19 protein-coding genes and 2 other annotated features are annotated in these 19309 nt (G+C 41.9%); of the genes, 7 read left to right on the top strand and 12 right to left on the bottom strand.

Annotation, left to right across the window (positions count from 1 at the left end):
* Positions 1 to 40 precede the first annotated feature (40 nt).
* Positions 41 to 297 (bottom strand) — a binding site (T-box leader).
* 57 nt (positions 298 to 354) lie between these two features.
* A complete protein-coding gene (locus FC73_RS02955; protein WP_010022393.1) occupies positions 355 to 1704 on the bottom strand; it encodes a C1 family peptidase in 1350 nt (449 codons plus the stop codon).
* Between the two features lie 281 nt (positions 1705 to 1985).
* On the opposite strand from FC73_RS02955, the gene FC73_RS02950 reads away from it, so the two are divergent.
* From FC73_RS02950 to FC73_RS02920, 7 genes are all read left to right on the top strand, one after another.
* Positions 1986 to 3626 carry a peptide ABC transporter substrate-binding protein gene (locus FC73_RS02950; RefSeq protein ID WP_225416850.1) on the top strand — a complete coding sequence of 547 codons (1641 nt, stop codon included), beginning with the start codon at positions 1986 to 1988 and terminating at the stop codon, positions 3624 to 3626.
* Positions 3627 to 3642: 16 nt separating this feature from the next.
* The gene (gene opp3b, locus FC73_RS02945; RefSeq protein WP_010022390.1) at positions 3643 to 4575 is read left to right on the top strand and encodes an oligopeptide ABC transporter permease; all 933 of its coding nucleotides are present in this window, start codon (positions 3643 to 3645) and stop codon (positions 4573 to 4575) included.
* Entirely contained in the window at positions 4575 to 5603 is a 1029-nt protein-coding gene (locus FC73_RS02940; RefSeq protein WP_010022388.1) for an ABC transporter permease, read from the top strand. The genes opp3b and FC73_RS02940 overlap by 1 nt, the downstream gene beginning before the upstream one ends.
* 14 nt (positions 5604 to 5617) lie before the next feature.
* A complete protein-coding gene (locus FC73_RS02935) occupies positions 5618 to 6667 on the top strand; it encodes an ABC transporter ATP-binding protein (protein ID WP_010022387.1) in 1050 nt (349 codons plus the stop codon).
* Positions 6660 to 7574, top strand: a complete 915-nt coding sequence (locus FC73_RS02930) for an ABC transporter ATP-binding protein (RefSeq protein ID WP_010022385.1) — start codon at positions 6660 to 6662, stop codon at positions 7572 to 7574. Before FC73_RS02935 ends, FC73_RS02930 begins: the two co-directional genes overlap by 8 nt.
* Positions 7575 to 7715: 141 nt before the next feature.
* A complete protein-coding gene (locus FC73_RS02925) occupies positions 7716 to 8105 on the top strand; it encodes a zinc-ribbon domain-containing protein (RefSeq protein WP_010022383.1) in 390 nt (129 codons plus the stop codon).
* Positions 8106 to 8116: 11 nt separating this feature from the next.
* On the top strand, positions 8117 to 8794 hold the full coding sequence (locus FC73_RS02920) for a zinc ribbon domain-containing protein (RefSeq protein ID WP_010022382.1): 678 nt from the start codon (positions 8117 to 8119) through the stop codon (positions 8792 to 8794).
* A gap of 45 nt (positions 8795 to 8839) precedes the next feature.
* Here FC73_RS02920 and FC73_RS02915 read toward each other — a convergent pair whose 3' ends face one another.
* The 11 genes from FC73_RS02915 to FC73_RS02865 form a co-directional block, all read right to left on the bottom strand.
* The gene (locus FC73_RS02915) at positions 8840 to 9457 is read right to left on the bottom strand and encodes a DUF805 domain-containing protein (protein WP_010022380.1); all 618 of its coding nucleotides are present in this window, start codon (positions 9455 to 9457) and stop codon (positions 8840 to 8842) included.
* A gap of 51 nt (positions 9458 to 9508) precedes the next feature.
* Positions 9509 to 9958 (bottom strand): zinc ribbon domain-containing protein, encoded by a 450-nt coding sequence (locus FC73_RS02910; protein WP_010022378.1) that lies wholly within the window; start codon positions 9956 to 9958, stop codon positions 9509 to 9511.
* Between the two features lie 66 nt (positions 9959 to 10024).
* On the bottom strand, positions 10025 to 10798 hold the full coding sequence (locus FC73_RS02905; RefSeq protein WP_010022377.1) for a (S)-acetoin forming diacetyl reductase: 774 nt from the start codon (positions 10796 to 10798) through the stop codon (positions 10025 to 10027).
* Positions 10799 to 10904: 106 nt separating this feature from the next.
* Positions 10905 to 12308 carry an APC family permease gene (locus tag FC73_RS02900; RefSeq protein ID WP_010022375.1) on the bottom strand — a complete coding sequence of 468 codons (1404 nt, stop codon included), beginning with the start codon at positions 12306 to 12308 and terminating at the stop codon, positions 10905 to 10907.
* Between the two features lie 130 nt (positions 12309 to 12438).
* The gene (locus FC73_RS02895) at positions 12439 to 13374 is read right to left on the bottom strand and encodes a phosphoglycerate dehydrogenase (RefSeq protein WP_010022374.1); all 936 of its coding nucleotides are present in this window, start codon (positions 13372 to 13374) and stop codon (positions 12439 to 12441) included.
* A 15-nt stretch (positions 13375 to 13389) separates the two neighbouring features.
* Positions 13390 to 14355 carry a sugar kinase gene (locus tag FC73_RS02890; RefSeq protein WP_010022372.1) on the bottom strand — a complete coding sequence of 322 codons (966 nt, stop codon included), beginning with the start codon at positions 14353 to 14355 and terminating at the stop codon, positions 13390 to 13392.
* A gap of 24 nt (positions 14356 to 14379) precedes the next feature.
* Entirely contained in the window at positions 14380 to 15666 is a 1287-nt protein-coding gene (locus FC73_RS02885; RefSeq protein WP_010022370.1) for a hypothetical protein, read from the bottom strand.
* Complete coding sequence (locus FC73_RS02880) at positions 15667 to 16413, bottom strand: sugar phosphate isomerase/epimerase family protein (protein WP_010022369.1); 747 nt, start codon at positions 16411 to 16413, stop codon at positions 15667 to 15669.
* Between the two features lie 172 nt (positions 16414 to 16585).
* Positions 16586 to 17566: a LacI family DNA-binding transcriptional regulator gene (locus FC73_RS02875; protein WP_010022368.1), complete on the bottom strand. Its 981-nt coding sequence runs from the start codon at positions 17564 to 17566 to the stop codon at positions 16586 to 16588.
* 106 nt (positions 17567 to 17672) lie between these two features.
* Positions 17673 to 18521, bottom strand: coding sequence for a MetQ/NlpA family ABC transporter substrate-binding protein (locus FC73_RS02870; protein ID WP_029327162.1), 849 nt, complete (start codon positions 18519 to 18521; stop codon positions 17673 to 17675).
* Between the two features lie 38 nt (positions 18522 to 18559).
* Positions 18560 to 18792: a binding site (T-box leader), on the bottom strand.
* Positions 18793 to 18921: 129 nt separating this feature from the next.
* Positions 18922 to 19272 carry an iron-sulfur cluster biosynthesis family protein gene (locus FC73_RS02865; protein WP_010022364.1) on the bottom strand — a complete coding sequence of 117 codons (351 nt, stop codon included), beginning with the start codon at positions 19270 to 19272 and terminating at the stop codon, positions 18922 to 18924.
* Between the last annotated feature and the right edge of the window lie 37 nt (positions 19273 to 19309).

The following is a 19309-nucleotide window of genomic DNA, read 5'->3' as shown; positions in this document are numbered from 1 at the left end:
CCATTAAATTAAATAAAAAAAGCACCCGTCCCCTTTAATTAAAAAGGACGAATGCTTTCGTGTTACCACCTTAGTTTGCGGTTGCTCTCACAAGCAACTGCCTCAAAGACTACTCTGGTCGACGTCTTAACCAGAAGAGCCTTGCGTTGATATCGGTAGCAACCCCGTCGCTGGTTCGAAAATCTCACCAGTAAATGTTGAAAAGTCCATATTCCCCGAATTCATCTCATCTCTTCACACCAACCAGAGACTCTCTTAGAAAATTCAATGGGTACTCAGCTTTTCCATCTCGTTTATTTAATTTGTTGTAAGTATATTAATCCGCAGAAAAATATCTGTCAATACAAATTTTAATTATTTTTTAAAACTAGCTAGTGAACCCATTGGGTCCCAAGGTTCCAACATCTTTGGAGCCTGTTTTTGTTCCTCAAGTTGTTTGTCAGACATGTATTTCTTGTTGATGACCGTCTGGTAGACGAATTCGTTAAACCAGTCGTCACTCATGACGAAGTAACCCTTGTCGCCGACTTTTTCACCCCAACTATTTTCAACTTTCCATTTCGTTGGTTGGTCGTCAACAAGGTCAACACCAGTAATGACCATGGCATGAGTCATCATGCTTTCCTTGTAGTCCAAACGAGCACCCTTGCTCATCTTCAAGTCAGTGCTAAACAAGGCATCCTTGTGGTACAAGTGGGTATCCATGATCCCCTTCTTACGATCGGAATCCTGAACAACATCACAACCAAACCAAACGGCTTCACCGTTCTTCAACTGTTTGATGGCCAAGTCTTTTAATTCATCAATGGGAAGATTCAAATGTTTCACCTGACGACCACCAACGACGTTTCCAAGCATCTCAATGGTGTAGGTTTCGTTGAATGGTTTGTCATCAGTTGGTGAGTTAATCAATGAAACGTAGTCCTCTAAATTGATGTTGACGTACTTATCAAAGAACTCTTTAGGAGTCAGATCTTTGTCCATGTGGTACTTGTTGTCGGTATCACGGTACTCAAAATCAAAGCGTTTGGTTGGACGACCAAGTGAATATGCCAAGATGCGGTACACATCATTTAACATGTCACTCTTAGTTGATTCCAATTTTTCTTCTGCAGAACCATCCTTTACCATTTTACGCAAAACTTCCGCGTCACGTCTTAGTTTCAGGTTCAAAGTTTGGTTCAATTCGTCGGAACGATTACTATTGTATGTCTCAACCATGGTAGAGCTTGGAACAACGCCATACTTCTCAATGATGGCGCACAACATGTCCCATTGACCACCGTCTTGTTGAGGGGTCTCCATTAAGAAATCAATCTTACGTGATCCAAGTGGTTGATCAGCTGTCTTGATGACGTTTTCTAAGAAGTAGTTTGACTTCTCAAATTTATCCCAGAAGTTAACGTAGTTCTGTGACAACTCAAACTTAGGAGAAATCTTGTAGTTTTCAGCGATCTTGAAACGCATCGTGTTCAACGCGGAGAACATCCAACATCTACCACTTTGCTTCTGATCAGCAACGTGTTGTTCGGGAACTTCCACGGAGAATACTCGTTTCATCTTTTCGTCGGCCTTGTAGTCGGCAGCACTGTTGTTAATTCCGTTGTGTGAAACAGCACGTTCTAAGACAAGACTATCGTCTTTGTCTTCATAACTCTTTTCATACCATTCCAGGTCTTGCGGACTAATTGCTTTTTTATCCAAAATGATCACTCCTTAATATTTTTCTTGTTCGTATTGTATCACTTGTAACGCCATTACATTCACATTTCTCTATCCGAATTTAAGGAATGAAATTACGAAAGATATTAATTAAAAAGGGCATTAATTATGAACAAGCTTTCATTGCCCGTATCACAGAAACACAAGCGCTTACATTAATTCAACCATTTTAAGGCTTTATTAAACTTCTTAATAAAAATATAAAAATTCATATTTACTTTTGTGAAACACGCGAGTATATTCGACAAAAAGCAAACATGGAGGTGTTTCATTTGAACCACAAGAAGATATTTTCAGTAGCATTCATCGGTGCGGCACTTGCACTGGTGCTTACTGGTTGTTCTTCTGGAAGTACTAAGTCTGGAAGTAAGGATCTTGCGATTAATTCCAAAGATATTATTTCCACCATGGATTCAAGTACCGTTACTGATACTATTGGAGCCCAAAATTTAGCCAACACCATGGAAGGATTATACAGATATAGCGGTCGGAAAATTGAACCCGGAATTGCTACCAAGGTTGTGACTCCGACTAAGGGCGGAACTCAGTATAATTTCAACCTGAGAAACGCTAAATGGTCAAATGGAGACCCCGTAACCGCTTATGACTTCGTCTACTCATGGAGAAGAATCGTTGATCCTAAGACGGCTTCTCAATACTCCTACATTTTCCAGGGAGTTAAGAATGCTGACAAAATCACCAACGGCAAGGCGTCACCAAAGACCTTAGGTGTTAAAGCAATTGGTCCGCATAAGTTACAGGTTAACCTATCGCAACCAATTCCATACTTTAACTCCTTGTTAACCGGTGCGTCATATCTTCCACTGAACCAAAAAGTGGTTGAAAAAGCTGGAAGTAAGTATGGACTAAACAGCAAAGAAATGGTATTTGACGGACCATTCAAACTAGACAAATGGCAGGTTGGAAATACCGCTTGGACCGAAAGTAAGAATAATTCGTACTGGAACAAAGACAACGTCAAATTAAATAACATCAAATATTACGTTGTTAAAGATCCAAATACCGGACTCAACTTGTATGCCAGTCATGTGATTGACAGATACCAAGACTTATCGGGTGATTCTGCTAATCAATTGAAAAATAATAAAGACTTCTCAACTAATCCAACTTCAAGCACTTACTACATCGAAATGAACGAGAAGAAGGATCCGTTCTTTAAAAACACCAAGATTAGACAGGCTATTGGTCATTCCATCAATCGCCAGCTTCTCTCTAATCAAGTTTTAGGTAAGACGGCGACCCCGGATGCTAGTGTCGTTCCTTCCAAGATGACTTGGAACAAGCAGACCGGGACTGACTTTGAAAACGAACCTCAGAGTAAACAAGACGCTAGTTACAACAACTACAATCCTAAACTAGCTAAACAGCTCTGGACGGAAGGTCTAAAGGAAACTGGTCAAAAGAATCTTAATTTAACTCTTTTAAGTGATGACACAGACTCTGCACTTAAACAATCAGAATTCTTGCAGGCCGAACTACAGAAATTACCAGGATTGAAAGTGACCCTTGCTAACGTTCCATTCAAGAACCGTCTACAACGTTCAACGAGTGGTGATTTCGACATGGTTGTCTCCGCTTGGAACGCCGATTTCCCAGATCCAGTTACCTTCTTGAACCTCTTTGAAACTGGTGGCGCCATGAATGACGGTCACTGGTCTAACAAAGAATTTGATAACCAAATCAAGGAAGCTTCTGACAAAAATGCCGGGAACTATCAGGCTCGTTGGCAGAACCTCTTAAACGCCCAAACGATCTTAACCAAACAAGAGGGAGTCGTTCCGCTTTATCAATTAAACACTGCGGCACTTACAAGAAATGACGTTAAGAATTACAACATGTCACCAAATGGGAACTACGATCTCGCAGCTGCCTACAAGAAATAAAGAGAGGTAAATCAAAATGACAAAATACATCATTCGTCGAATTTTCTACCTAATCCTCACTTTATTCATTGTTGCTTCAGTGACATTTTTCCTGATGAAATTTTTACCCGGTACCCCTTACTCGAACCAGGCAAAACTCCAGCCAAGTCAAATTGCAATAATGAACCAAAAGTATGGATTAAATAAACCACTTTGGGATCAGTACCTAATCTACATGGGAAACTTACTCCACGGAAACTTAGGAACCTCATTTCAATTTAACAACCAACCAGTTACCCAGTTGATCGCTCATGACATTGGACCTTCAATGCAGATTGGTACCCAAGCCATGATCGTTGGTTCCGTTCTGGGAATTCTTCTTGGAGCCGTTGCCGCCATCAAGAAAAACACCTGGGTTGACTCAGGTGCCACTTTCATCTCAATTCTAGGAATCTCAATCCCAAGTTTCGTTTTAGCCGTTCTTCTTCAGTACTACTTCGGTTACAAACTGCAATGGTTCCCCGTAGCACTCTGGCAGAACTTCAGTTCCAGTATCCTACCGACGTTAGCACTTGCGGCCTTTCCACTCGCTAACGTGGCACGATTCATGCGGACTGAAATGGTTGATGTCTTAGACAGTGACTACATTGAACTAGCTAAAGCGAAGGGTGATTCGGAACGCAAGACGATTACGCATCACGCCCTGCGAAACTCGCTCATTCCGGTAATTACCATCGTTGGACCAATGGCCGTCTCAATCATGACCGGTTCACTGGTAGTAGAAAACATCTTCTCAATCCCAGGAATCGGAAATCAGTTCGTTCAATCCATTTTGACCAACGATTACCCAACCATCATGGGACTTACAATCTTCTATTCATTCTTATTAGTTGTAATTATCTTAGTTGTCGATATTCTCTACGGAATCATCGATCCACGAATCAGACTAGGAAACGGAGGTAAAGAATAATGGCTGAAAACCTACCACCACTTGAGGATCAGTTCCAATTCGCTAGTGACGATCTTTCAAACTTGGACACTGAATCCGAATCAATTAACACCCCATCTTTAACGTACTTTCAAGACGTTAAACGAAGATTAATCAGAAACAAGGTTGCCATGACTTCTTTAATTCTTTTAGTAATTATTGCCCTAGTCGCAATCTTCGCGCCAATCTTGTCACCACACGATCCAAACGCTCAAAACGTTCTGTACGCTAACCTGCCACCAAAATGGGGTTCACTGAACATCCCCGGTTTAAACGGAATTCATGAAGCCGGCGGTCACATGGTCAATGCTTATCAAGCAGAACACGTTCCAAAGGGTACCTACTACATCATGGGGACCGACTACCTTGGTCGAGACCTCTTCTCAAGAATTCTGTATGGAACCCGTTTGTCACTGTTCATTGCCGTGGTTGCTACAGCCGTTGATTTATTAGTCGGTGTTCCTTACGGATTAATCTCTGGTTGGGTCGGCGGTGCCGTTGACACCTTCATGCAGAGAATCGTTGAAATTCTTTCATCAATTCCTAACCTGATCGTGGTTGTCCTACTACTATTAATCCTAAAACCAGGTATTACTTCAATCATCATCGCCATTGCCTTTACCGGATGGATCACCATGTCACGACTAGTCCGGGCCCAGACCTTTAAACTAAAGGAATCGGAGTACGTTCTAGCCGCTCGAACCCTTGGTGAATCACCATTCAAGATTGCGATGAAACACCTGATTCCCAACCTAAGTTCAACCATTATCATTCAAACGATGTTCACCATTCCATCGGCCATCTTCTTTGAAGCTTTCCTAAGCTTCATCGGAATTGGAATTCCAGCACCAAACGCATCACTTGGTACCCTTCTAAATGATGGTCAGAAGGCGTTCCATTTCTTGCCATATCAAATGTGGGTTCCAGCAATCGTACTGTCAGTAATTATGATTACGACTAACCTACTTGGTGACGGGCTAAGGGATGCGTTCGATCCAAAATCTAAGTAAAGGAGACAAATAAGATGGCTCAAAAAGTATTAGACGTTAAAGACCTGTCAATTGATTTTGATACCCTAAACGGAACCGTCAAGGCCATTCGAGATGTTAGCTTTCACCTTGACAAGGGAGAGACCCTAGCACTCGTTGGTGAATCTGGTTCAGGTAAGTCAATCACCGTGAGAACTATTATGCGTCTCCTAGCTGATAACGAAACCATCACCAACGGTACCATTGATTTTGAAGGCAAAGATATTTTAAAGGAATCTAAGAAAGAAATGGACAAGATCCGTGGTGGCAAGATCGCCATGATCTCCCAGGACCCCATGACCTCACTTGATCCCACTATGAATATTGGGAACCAGGTGGCTGAACCACTCCGCGTTCATGAGGGAATGTCAAAACATAAAGCCTTAGAACAAGCTGCTGAAGTCCTCGAAGAAGTTGGAATTCCCAATGCCCGAGAACGAATGCGCGACTATCCACACCAATTTTCTGGTGGGCAACGGCAACGGATCGTGATTGCAATGGCCATTATTGACAATCCTGATGTTTTAATTGCTGACGAACCAACGACAGCCCTGGACGTTACCGTGCAGGCCCAAATCATTAAGTTGTTAAAGGATTTAAAGGACAAAATTGGAACCTCGATCATTTTCATTACCCATGATTTAGGGGTAGTTGCCAACATTGCTGACCGAGTTGCCGTAATGTACGCTGGTAAAATTGTGGAGTATGGAACCGTTGATGACATTTTCTACAATCCACAACACCCGTACACCTGGGGACTTCTAGATTCTATGCCGACCCTTTCCATGAATAGTGATCGACTTAACACCATTCCAGGGACTCCACCGAACCTGATCAATCCTCCTAAGGGGGACGCTTTCTACGCTCGAAACAAGTACGCCTTAAAGATTGACCACGAAAAGCAGCCACCCTTCTTCAAGGTAAGTGACACGCATTACGCTGCTACCTGGCTATTAGACAAGCGAGCTCCAAAGGTAACTCCACCAGAATCCATTCAAAAGCGTCAGGCTGAATTTAAGAAACGAGGTGAAGCCGACCATGACTAAAAAAGATCCCATTGTTTCAGTTAAACATTTAAAACAATACTTCAACGTTGGAAAACCTGACGAAGTGAAAGCCGTTGATGACATCTCATTTGACATCTACCCGGGTGAAACCCTAGGACTTGTTGGTGAATCCGGGTCAGGTAAAAGTACGACGGGCCGTGATATCATTCGTTTATACGATCCTACTGATGGTGAAATCGACTTTGAAGGCAAAAACATTTCAAAGTTAAAGCGTAAACAGATGAAGGACTTTCGGAGTCAGATGCAGATGATTTTTCAGGATCCCTATGCTTCATTGAATCCCAGAATGAAAGTTGAAGACATCATCGCTGAAGGACTCGACATTAATCATCTAGTTAAAAACGCTGATGAACGAGACAAACGGGTTCACGAACTCCTTCACTTGGTTAATTTGAATGAAGAACATGCTAGTCGTTATCCCTACGAGTTCTCTGGTGGTCAACGACAACGAATCGGGATTGCCAGAGCCCTAGCCGTTAAACCGAAGTTCATCATTGCCGATGAACCCATTTCCGCCCTAGATGTTTCCGTCCAAGCTCAAGTAGTAAATCTGATGCAAGACATCCAGGAAAAGGAAGGACTTACCTACCTGTTCATTGCCCATGACCTTTCAATGGTGAAGTACATCAGTGATCGCATTGCAGTAATGTACAATGGCAAGATCGTTGAAATGGCAGACACGGACGAGTTGTACAACCATCCACTTCACAAGTACACTCAGAGCTTACTGTCAGCGGTCCCCGTTCCTGACCCACATTCAGAAAAGCAGCACAAGATCATCAAGTTTGATCACAGTAAACCCTTCAAAGATGATCAGTATCTTCAAGAGGTTACCCCTGGTCACTGGTTGTATTGCAGTGATGAGGAAGCTAAACAATACAAATAAATATTAAAAAATCGTTCAATTGGTAAATTACAGTTGGACGATTTTTGTTTCTTTAGATTCATTGTTAAATTGCGGCTAAGAAAAAGAAATGGTATTATTAAAGTGAATAAATACATTTATCACAAGATGGAGGCTTTCTTAATGAATAATGATAACGAAAAATTCTGTGTCAAGTGTGGGAAAAAAATCCCCAAAGAGACAAAGTTCTGCCAGTACTGTGGTGCGGAACAACCCACTTCCACATCCACCAGTAGTGATTCTCAGCAAGTAGTACATAATCAAGAATCTTCTGCCAAGCAAGGCAACAACACAACGGCCAGTACGCTTTTATTAGTATTCGGTTGGATATCGGCGGTACTCTCTTTACTATTTATCCCCGTGGTTTTCGGAATTATTGGCATTGTCCTCGGATTCTTTGAACGTAAATACCACAAAAATGCCGGAAATATCCTAATCATTGTTTCAATCGTTCTAATGATCGTTGGAATTGTGTTCGGAATGATTATGGGATCTCAAGCATTCGAGGGATAGGATGATAACTAATGGATAATACTAAGTTTTGTGTCAAATGTGGGAAGAAAATTGGAAGGGACGTGAAGTTCTGTCCGTATTGTGGAGCGGAGCAACCAAGTTCTAATAATGAAGTAAAATCGAATCATCCAAATCACCCAAATAATTATAACCAAAATAAAGGTCATTCAACTACAAGTGTTATCATTACAAGTCTTGTATTGGTAGTGCTCTTATTAGCTGGAATTTCATTTGGTGGATATAAATACTACGAGTCACGTGGATCGACTTCTCCAAATGAGATAATGAAATGGGCTTATACTAATAGCAAAACAGATATTCTATCGATGATTGTAATGGTTGGAAATGATTACGAAGATTACGCAAAAGAATTTTATTCTAAAAAGGATGCTGAAAACTTTGCCGCAGATAAAATTATGGATCAAAAAAACATGGTTCTCATGAAAAACAAATATACCAATCGATATTTGTTTAATTATAATGGGCATAAAGTATATATGCTAAGAATGTATGATAAGCTTTCTAACAAATACATTGAAACTGTGTTTGCACCTAAGCAGCCCTTTTCAAATAAAAGAACATTTTCAAAAGTATTAATTTATCCAAAAGAAATGAATGGAATTGATAAAGCCGCCGAAAGCGGTACGATTTATACTCCAAAATATTACATGGAACATTTCAAAAAATAATCATACAAAAACACCCTTCAAACTGAAGGGTGTTTTTAACATGCTTTAATTTAACTTTTTCAAATAGTTAACGTCTGGTCCACCGAACCGATTTCCTTCGTCCACAGAACTAAACAACATGAAAATGAAAACAATGATGCTTCCAATAAATGGAATCAATTGTAACCACCAGAAACCAGCTGAATAGTTAATATCATGAAATCTCCGACACATGGCAGTGATATTACCGACGTATAAAAAGATATACAAGATGATAAATATTACGGAAAATAATCCTGCAATCATATTTCCAGCGGAAGTATTTGTAGAACTAAAAATAGCAACAAATGCCCAAGTAACACAAACAAGTAAAGTAATATCAAGTACTGACCACCAATATGAAGCTCGGCTCATTCTTCCAGAAATATGAAACATATTGCCAAAATAATCTTGAAACGAAGTAATCATATTTGGTGATGAATATTCTGAGCGAATATTACCGTTTCCACTATCGCTATTAGGACGATAAGTCTGTTGCCAATTATTACTCTGATTCTCATAATTAGCTTGGCAACTATCAGTAGCTCCCGCCCTTTCTGGTTGAGCTTGACCGCAATAAGGACAGAACTTTACGTCCGCTTTCAGCAACTTGCCACAGTTAGGGCAGTGCTTTGTTTCATCCATGATAAAACCTCCATAATATGTATTAAATAGATGTTAATATAACATCTATTATTATTTTACACTATTTACCATATCAAAATAGGCAAAAATGAACATTTTTGAACTATCTCCGTCAATTTGCGTTTGAATTGCCAAGTTGAAGGCTCCGTCACAATGATTTTTCTTCACAATCAATCTGATTTTCTCAAATGCGTGGTGTTGAAATTCACGCAAGCTTTGATCATCATCAGGAACGTAATGTCCACTCAAAGCCATGGAACCATTCGTATTAAAGTCGTAGCCGTCCGGAATCGTACCAGCTGAAACAGGAATAACAATATCCTCCTTAGCTGATGAATCCACTTCAGAAGCCAAGGGAGTTTCCACGTCCGAAGCTTCTTTCCGGTTCATTTCCTCTAATTCATCAATACTTGGTTGTTTGTATCCACACTTGGTACAGAACTTCACGTCAATTGGAATTTCTGCACCACAATTGGGACAAAATCTTGTTTTTAAAGCCATTTTTACTCTCCTCTTCGTATGTATTAAAAGAACCCCAGTTAAAGCACTGGAGTTCCCGTTAATTATTTAATTAAAAACCATTCCACCATCAATCAACAACGATTGACCAGTCATGTAGTCTGAGTCAGGTCCTGCCAAGTATGATACGCAGCCTGCCACGTCTTCAGGTTTTGAAAGACGCTTTAAGGCAATGTCCTTAGCGAATTGTTCCATTCCCCATTCAAATGGTTTACCTGCTTCATCGGCCACGTTTTGAGCAATGTCATTCATCATTGGCGTCACAACGATTCCAGGGCAGTAGGCGTTAACAGTAATGCCATCGTCAGCCAATTCCTTGGCAGTTGTCTCGGTAATTCCTCTAATGGCGAATTTCGTTGAACCATAAACCGTCAAGTTTTCATTTCCAGTCATCCCAGCTTGTGAAGATGCGTTAATGATCTTGCCACTGTGTCCTAATTCTTTGAACTTCTTGGCAGCAGCTTGGATGCCCCAGATGGTTCCACCAACGTTAATCTTTTCAGCTTGTTCCAAGACTTCTGGAGTAACGGTTTGAATTGGTGTGGTTGGTGCAATTCCGGCATTGTTGACAATGACATTGAAGTCACCAAAATGTTTAGCAGCTTTTTCTACTGCGGCAAAGACCTCATCCCGATTAGCAACGTCCGCCTTAATCGCAATGGCATCTCCGTTGTCACTTTGAATCTCCTTAGCAATTTCTTCCACTTTATCCAAGTGACGACCAACGAGTGCCACGGAAAAGCCGTCCTTACTCAAACGTTTAGCAATGGCAGCGCCGATTCCTTGCCCAGCACCCGTAACTAAAGCTACTTTTTTGTCCATCATTCATTCTCCTTACTTATTACTGATAATATAAGTTAATTTTATCACAGCAGGAGCTCACTTGTCCACAAAAAATGAGAGGCCCACCATTGGACTTCCCATCAATTTATTCTTCATTTTGTAGTCTGGAATGATGAATCCCGTAAACAAAGTAAATCACAATTCCAAGGGCTAACCAGCCCACTACCGCAATCTTGGTTACGTTTGGCAACATGATGATAAAGTAAATACTCATCAGACCCGCCAGAATTGGTAGGTATGGGTAGAGTGGCATCTTGTACCCAGTGTTCTTGATGTCTTTACGATGCCGAAGTGGAATGATTCCAAACGAGATAAAGGTAAAGGCCACTAGCGTTCCCGCATTAATTAACGAAACCAACTGCGTTAATGGAACGATTCCAGCAAAAATAGCCTGGATAATAACGGCCAACCAAACGGCAGAGGTGGGAATCCCAGTCTTATGGTTGATCTTCCCCATTTTCTTAGAAATAAGGCCGTCACGTCCTAAAGAGTAAACCAGCCGTGAACTCCCGATCACCATGGTTACCATGGCGGTAAAGATCCCAAATAAGGCTCCAATCGTAATTGCCTTGTTCATGAAGTTTAAGTGAACCATGGAAAATGCCAGGGCAGCTGGATCATCAACGTTTAAAAGCGAATAGTGCACCATTCCAGTTAGTACCAGTGAAAAGCCGACGTACAAAACAGCTGCGATCAGAACGGTTCCAAGAATTCCCTTGGCCATGTTTTTGTTCGGATTGATCGTTTCTGCCGAATTTGAGGCTAAAGCGTCAAATCCCATGAAGGCAAAAAAGACGGTGGCAGCTGCGGTCGAAATCCCACCTAAACCAAATGGTGTGGTGTGAAATTGTTTCGGATAAAACGGAACGTAGTTGCTCGACTTTATGTAAAAAACACCTACGACAATGAACAGTAAAATAATGCCAATTTTGACCAGAACAGCAAAGTTCTCAATCTTTTTAGAAAAGTTTGTCCCCATGAGCGCCAAAAGGCCGACTAGCAGCGTAATTACCACCCCTGTGATATTGACGACCCCGCCTTGCATAGGTCCATTTTGAAGTGCCTTAGGAATGTTAAACCCAATTGCCGCCAGAATATTGTTATTAAAGTATGAAGCGAATCCCGTTGCTTCAGCAGAGACCGCCAGGAAATACTCAAGAATAAGCCCCCATCCGAGGATCCACCCAATAATCTCCCCGTAAACAACGCTTCCAAAGGAGTATGCAGATCCAGCAACGGGCATGGCTGACGAAAACTCAGCATAGGCCATCCCCACGACTCCCGCTAAGATGGCAGCGAACAAGAACGCTAACGCCACGGCTGGTCCTGCGTGTGACGCTGCTTCGTGTCCTGGCAGAATAAAGATTCCAGTTCCAACCACGGCACCAACACCAAGTCCAATTAAATCTTTCGCGGTTAAGGTCCGCTTCAAACCGGCATCAGCTCTAACAAAATTTTCAACCGATTCTTTCTTGAACATGTTATGCATATGCATCACTCCTTTTCATTTGTATTGCATTGTACCGTGAAACCATGATCATGACAATTACTTTTTTAAGATTTCCTTAAACAAAAAAAGACTGGAATGAAATCATCCCAGTCCTTAACACTTTAAAATTTTATTTTTGAACGGCCCACTGTGGTTGTTCACCATTTAGAACTTTAACGATCTCACTCGCCGCATCATGTGCCATCCGGTTCATGCATTCCACCGTGTTCGAGGCAATGTGGGGAGTCAAGAGGACGTTATCCAATTGATAAAGCGGACTATCCATTGGAAGTGGCTCTTTATCAAACACATCCAAGGCAGCGGCTTTAATTTCACCACTCTTTAACGCATCGATAAGATCATCCGTATTAATGAGTGCACCCCGAGCCAAATTAATGAGAACCGAAGAGCTATGCATCATCTCAAATTCACGTTTCCCCACACTTCCCTTAGTTGAGGGAAGCACTGGCATGTGCAGGGTAACGATGTCCGAATCAGTAAAGATGGCGTCACGATTAACCGCTTTTCCGTACTCAGAATCTTCGGCATGGGGTGAATTGTAAATGACATTCATCCCTAATCCGCTCACCTTTTTAGCGACCATCTTACCAATGCGACCATAACCAAGAATTCCAAGGGTCTTCCCCTCTAAGTCAAAGCCCTTGTGATCCTTCTTGTAGTTCCAATTGCCTTCACGCATTTCGTGGGAATCATTCGTAACGTTCTTGGAAATGTCAAAGATTTCCGCAAGCGTAGTCTCCGCCACCGTTGAAGCGTTAGCGAGTGGTGTAATTGTTACATATATCCCATGTTGTACCATGAAGGGAACGTCGATGTTATCGTAACCCACACCGTTTCTAGCGATAATCTTCAGATTAGGCATCTTTTCAATCGTATCGTTAGGAAATGGCGCAGTTCCAATCAGAATTCCATAAGCGTCAGCGGCCTTGTCAAGCAGGGTCGAAATCTTCTTGTCTGGCAATTCGACGACTTCAAAACCATTATCCTTTAATAATTGTTTCCCATCTGGAGCTAAACTTGCTTGTACTGCAACTTTTTTAGCCATAATTATCTCTCCTGTCTATGATTCACTAACATTTGCTTTTCTGTAAAAATCCTTTAACTGATCTTGAGTGGGGTAACCGTCGTTATCACCCGGCGTTTGGACCTGCATGGCGCCAACGGCATTTCCTCGCATCACGGCACTTTTTAAGTCCTTATCTTCCAGTAACGCGGTGATGACTCCTAGGGCAAAGCCATCTCCAGCACCAACGGTATCCACAACGTGATCAACCTTGAAACCATCAACGGTGTACGAATCACCATTCTTTGTTTTGACGTACGCTCCAGCGGGTCCTAATTTAATTAAAACCGCTTGGGTTCGTTCGCCGTTTTGGAGGTAAAAATCGGCAATTTGTTCAGGATCATCACTGCCCATCAGGACCTTTCCCTCGTTTACACCGGGCATCACAATGTCCGCCGATTTTGCCAACTCGTTAATCGTTTTAATCATTCGATCATGATCACCCCACAGTCCGGGACGCAAATTTGGATCAAACGTTATCTTAATTTTATTATTAATCAAGCGGTCCATTAATGCACGATATGAGGCTTGGGCTTCATCTGAGAGCGCCGGGAAGATCCCCGTTAGGTGGGCCATCTTAACATCATCAAGGTTAATTTCATCAATGACATCTTTATCCAAATGAGAAGCAGCGGACCCCGTGCGGTAGTTAAACGTCTTCGGATCTCCGTGCGTTACCATCTGTTTTAACTGATGCCCCGTCCAATGCTCGGGGTCGTCTTTGACGTAATCAATTCCAACCCCATGACCAATGATGACATTTTTAGCGTATTGTCCTAGGGGATCGGTTCCAACTTGAGAAACGTACTGGGCGGAATGTCCTAATCGTTTGGCACCAATGGCCACGTTTAACTCGGCACCTCCTAGGATTTTTAAGTAATGGGTTGAGTCAGCGAGGCTGGCATCAGGATCGGTTGAGGCGAACGTCACCACTGGTTCGCCAATTGTCAGAAATTCACTCATAAGTTTTCACCTTTCTTTAATCATCTATCCGAAGAATAAGTAGACTAATATTTCATTAATAATGGAAACGATCCACATGATTGGAACTCCCAGTTTCAATAATTGCTGAGGACGAACCTTCATGTAATCAAGGCCCCAGACATTCCACGATTGGGTAATGTCGGTGGAGACCGCCATTAGAGTTGGAACGTACATGAGAGGCAAGAGGAACATGTCGTTAAACATGCCAGTGGCAGATAAGACGGCTGCCGTTGCGGCACCAGCTCCCCACACCTGTAAGGGTCCTCTAAACAAGGCCAATGGCGCTAAGATTCCAATTCCAAGTGCTAACAGTAAATGACTGTTAGGCAAGATGGCACTAAAGATGCCCTTGAAACGACCAGCGTTTAATTGGGCAGCCCCAGCGAACATTACTAGCGCCATTAAGAACATAATTAATCCAGAAATATCATTAATGGACTGTTTAATGGTAGTGTTTAAGAACTTTTTAAACTTCTTGTAGCCATTCATCTTCCCAGTTACTAGCATGGCCAAGATACTTGAGAGAATCAAGGCCGGGATGGCATCCCAACCAAGAGCCATGTTCAAGATAACTGGAACAACTGGGATGGCATAGGCAATGTACGGGATCTTATTCACATCGCCTGGATCGGTTGCCCCGATTTCCTTTAAGTTGGCTTCAGCATTCTTAGGATTGAAAGTGTGGCGTTTCATGACTAAGAACAAGATGACCGCGATCAGCTGAACCGCCATGGCAGCCCAACCAAACTCAAGGTAGTGCAAGTTATACTGCGCCTTGGGAAAGAAGGCTTTGATCTGATTAAATAGGACAACGTTGACATACATCGCCGATCCAATGGAGAGGGCAAAGGTCGTCAAGGCAACATCTCGTGGGATCCCCAGAGAAAGCAGGATTGGCAGTAAAATGACACCAATGGCAATTACAGAACCCACTCCGTAAGAACTCACGAACAAGAGCGCGGTTACTAGCACAATCAGGATAGCAGCCAGTAAGGGATGGGATTTACCCACCTTATTGGTCTTTTGTGAAATGGAGGGAGCAATCCCACTTTCAACTAAGACCCGACCGAACCACGAACCAAAGACAATGTAAATGATGGTGGATCCGTATTTCAAAGCTGGCGTCGAGAAGACGGCGGTTATGGCAGTATGATACGGGATTAGACCAATGACGGTCCAGAGAATCGCCATGACAAAGAACCCGATTGTAAGGTCGCCACCTTTAATAATGTAAAAAATAAAACCCGCAAACGTAATTAACAACAAAATCGCAATTATCGTATTTATCAATTACATCACCTCATCCTTAAGTAACTGGACCTGACGTTTCACATGTTCGTCATCTTGCATTGGAAATTCCAGCGCTAGGTCGGTCTTTGGTGGCAATTCTCTTAGAATGTTTTTCCAATCAAACATCCCATCGTTGAGGTCATCAGCCGTCTGAAGGTCATCCTCATCAAACTGATTAACGTTCTTTAAATGAATGTAATCGGTATAACTACCCAAACAATCGGCAGCGTAATCAGCACTTTGATGGGTAAATGCCCAGTTCCCTAGGTCATAAACATATTTAATCGGCAAATCATTCTTTTTCGCTTGATTCAAAAAATGCTTAATGTTGGCAATCTTGCCACTCACTTCTGTCTGGTCGTTTTCCACGTTTAATTGGATTTGATCAAGTGGTAACCCATCAAACGCGTGGGCTAGGTCGCCATCAAACTTTCTAAAATTACCAACGTTAAACTTAATCTTGGTAATTCCCATCCGTTGTCCCTCATCAAAATATTGCTTTAACTTGGGATTGATAGACCCATCCTTTAAGAAGAGCTCATCGGGGACGCTGTAGTTCACCAGTAAACCGGTCTTCCTACTAGCTTGATGAATGTCATCAAGTTCTTTCGGAAAATCCTTGATGTACTCCCGGCGAACTTCAATTCCGTCGGCTCCCGTGTCTTTAACACGAGCAAACAGCTCACTCTGACGCGTTCCAGCATCAATGTCATTTACAAAGATCCATGTATTTAAAAACAATTTCATCAGTATTGCACTCCTTTAATTGCTTTGTTAACGCTTTCATATTTATAACTATGGTAATCGTTTACATAAAGCTAGTCAATACTATTTTGTGATATTTTTAAATAAATGTGTAATCGTTTTCCAAATCACTATAAAAAAAGGCTAGCTAAAATAGCTAGTCTGTAAGCTTCCCTTAAAATTGTGCCGGGATTTCAATCTTTTTGGCGATCGGTTGAGTAGCACTTTCGACTCCCTCGATTAGAATTTGAGCCGCACTAACCCCAATCTGATAAGGATCCTGATTAATAACTTTGATTCCTGGATCAATATTGTCAGTTAATGATGTATCAGAGAATCCCGTCATATGTACTCCATCCGATTTTCGAATCACACCATCTCGGATTAATTTTGGTAGAAATTTAAGCAACCATCGTTCCTTTAACGCAAAAATTAGACCACCATGGGTTGCGGCTACTGAGCGTTTCAGCTTTTCGTATGCTACGTTAAACGAATCCTCATTATCACCGGGCTCGATAATTTGAACGTTTTCATGAAAAACGGCCTTGATCCCGCTTAACCGTTCCTCACGCGTTGAAACGTTCTTGACGTTGTTCGTGATCACAAAAACATGGTTTAATCCCTGATCCTTAAAATATTGTGCCGCTTTCTTGCTAATCGTGTAGTTATTGGTAACCACACTCGGCCACGGGCTATTTTCCACCTGCCGATCAAGCATAACCACCGGAATGTTTTGCGGAATCACCTTTTTAAAAGCCTTCAAGTCGTTACTTAAGGGCTGAATAATCACTCCACCAAACATCTGCTGATTAAGTGAAGAAAGAGTTCCAAGTTCGCGCTGTTCGTCACTATCTGAATCCATTAGAACCGCGATGAAATTATTTTTCTTTAGAACTGAATTAACCCCTTTAAAGATTTCAGTCGAAAAATAGTCGTCAACGTCTGCCGCAACCACGGCCACTAAGCGACTCTGCTTCGTAATTAGCTGTCTGGCGGACTCGTTTGGCACGTAGTTCAATTTCTTAATTGCTTCGGTGACCCGCTTGGCGGTAGCACTTGACATGTGATTCGTCTTTCCGTTTAAATATCGTGAAATAGTTGCGGTTGACACTCCTGCCTCTGAAGCAACGTCTCTCATTGTAGCTACTGAAACCATCTGGACACCTCCAATCAATCATTTTTCTTTATTTTACCATTCTTTGAACTTCTGTTTCCACAGACGAAAAGGAACCCACCAAATCAATTGATGGATTCCCTCATTGTTATTTGAATTTTAAGTTCCAAGCCGCCTGTTGGTTAATTCCCGATTCTTTCTTAATTAACTTGGCAGTCTTTTCAGTCTGGTAGGCCTTAACTAGTTCCTTAATCTGTTTATCGTTCTTATTCTTCTTCGTTGACGCAATGAAGTTAACCCACTTATGTGAATCTTTGGTAAATGGTGGAGTATAGATAACCTTCTTGGGACTCAAGTTAGAACTTTCAGCAAAGTTCCCGTTGACCACGGAGGCTCCGGTTGAATTCAGCAGTCGTGGAGTCTGAGAAGCATCAACTTCCTTGATCTTCAGATTCTTGGGGTTACTAGTGATGTCCTTGACCGTGGTGAAGGTCTTTTTCGGATTTAACTTAATCAGACCGGCACTCTGAAGGACGTGGAGTGCCCGCGATTCGTTATTGGTATCATTTGGAACGGCAATTGAAGTTCCGTTTGAAATGTCATTAACAGACTTAAACTGATTAGAATAAATTCTCATGGGTTCAATGACGGTGTCACCAACCGGCACGATGTCAGTGTGATGAACCTCGTTCCAGTTATCCAAGAACGGATAGTTTTGGTAGGCGTTTACGTCAATGTCACCATTGGTTAACGCGTTGTTTGGTTGAGAGTAATCGGTAAACGTCTGAAATTTCACGTTTAGTCCGTACTTATCTTTCGCGGTCTTGGCCACTTCGTTCCAGATTGCCTGCTCCTGCTTAGAACCCGCCATGATCCCAACGTTGATGGTGTTGGCTTCGGCTTCGGACTGGTGGAAAAAGCTAAAGTATCCCGCAACTCCAACAAATAAGATAATTCCAATCCAAATTACGTATTTAACCCATCTTCTCATTTTCATTCCTCCCATTTTACCAAACAAAAAAAGCATTCATCCTATCAAAGGACGAATGCTTTCGCGGTACCACCTTAGTTCATAATCGTCTCACGACCATTATCTTACAAGTTATCAATCAATAACTTGACCTTGATATCGGCGGTAACCCCGTCACCAGCTGATCATTCACTGGTGAAAACTCCAAGTCCATCTTCAACAACGTTCACCCATCTCATCGCAGCTATCTGAGACTCTCTTAGGGTTTGTTCTGTCTACTCAACTTTTCGGTTTGTTTAGTTTATTGTTTTTTGGTTGTCGTTACTCTACATTTTTTCTTAGCCATTGTCAATAAGTTTACGAAAGTTTGGTAATAAAAAAGAACCGAAGTTTGACCTTCGATTCTATGACTTATTAATCTGTTTTATTATTTATCGACTTGATTGTTGGTCGTAACTTGGCCATCAATCATTTCGCCGTCATCCTTTAACTGCAAGAAGTTATTCTTGAAATCAAGCTTTAGACCTGGTCCGAAGAATGTCATGTCATTCTTGCTGGTTAAAACGTCAGCGTCTTGGTTGTTTTCGAGCTTTACATCGTAATCGCTGGGTGCCTTTGAAACACCAACGACTTGAAATGCGTCTCCAACAGTGCAAGCACCACCAGCACCTTCAGAGAAGTTATTTGACCCGTCATTTGCGGTCAACAGATATGCGTTAGCACCTGCTAATCTCTTCTTCATGTAGGCCATTGCGTCATCAGTAATTGTTAATTTCATATTCATAACCTCCTAGTTAAATGGTTCAGAAATGAAT

This window comes from Fructilactobacillus fructivorans (assembly GCF_001434095.1).
GTDB lineage: Bacteria > Bacillota > Bacilli > Lactobacillales > Lactobacillaceae > Fructilactobacillus > Fructilactobacillus fructivorans.
Note: the sequence above shows the minus strand (reverse complement) of the source record. Positions and strands in the feature narration are given on the sequence as shown.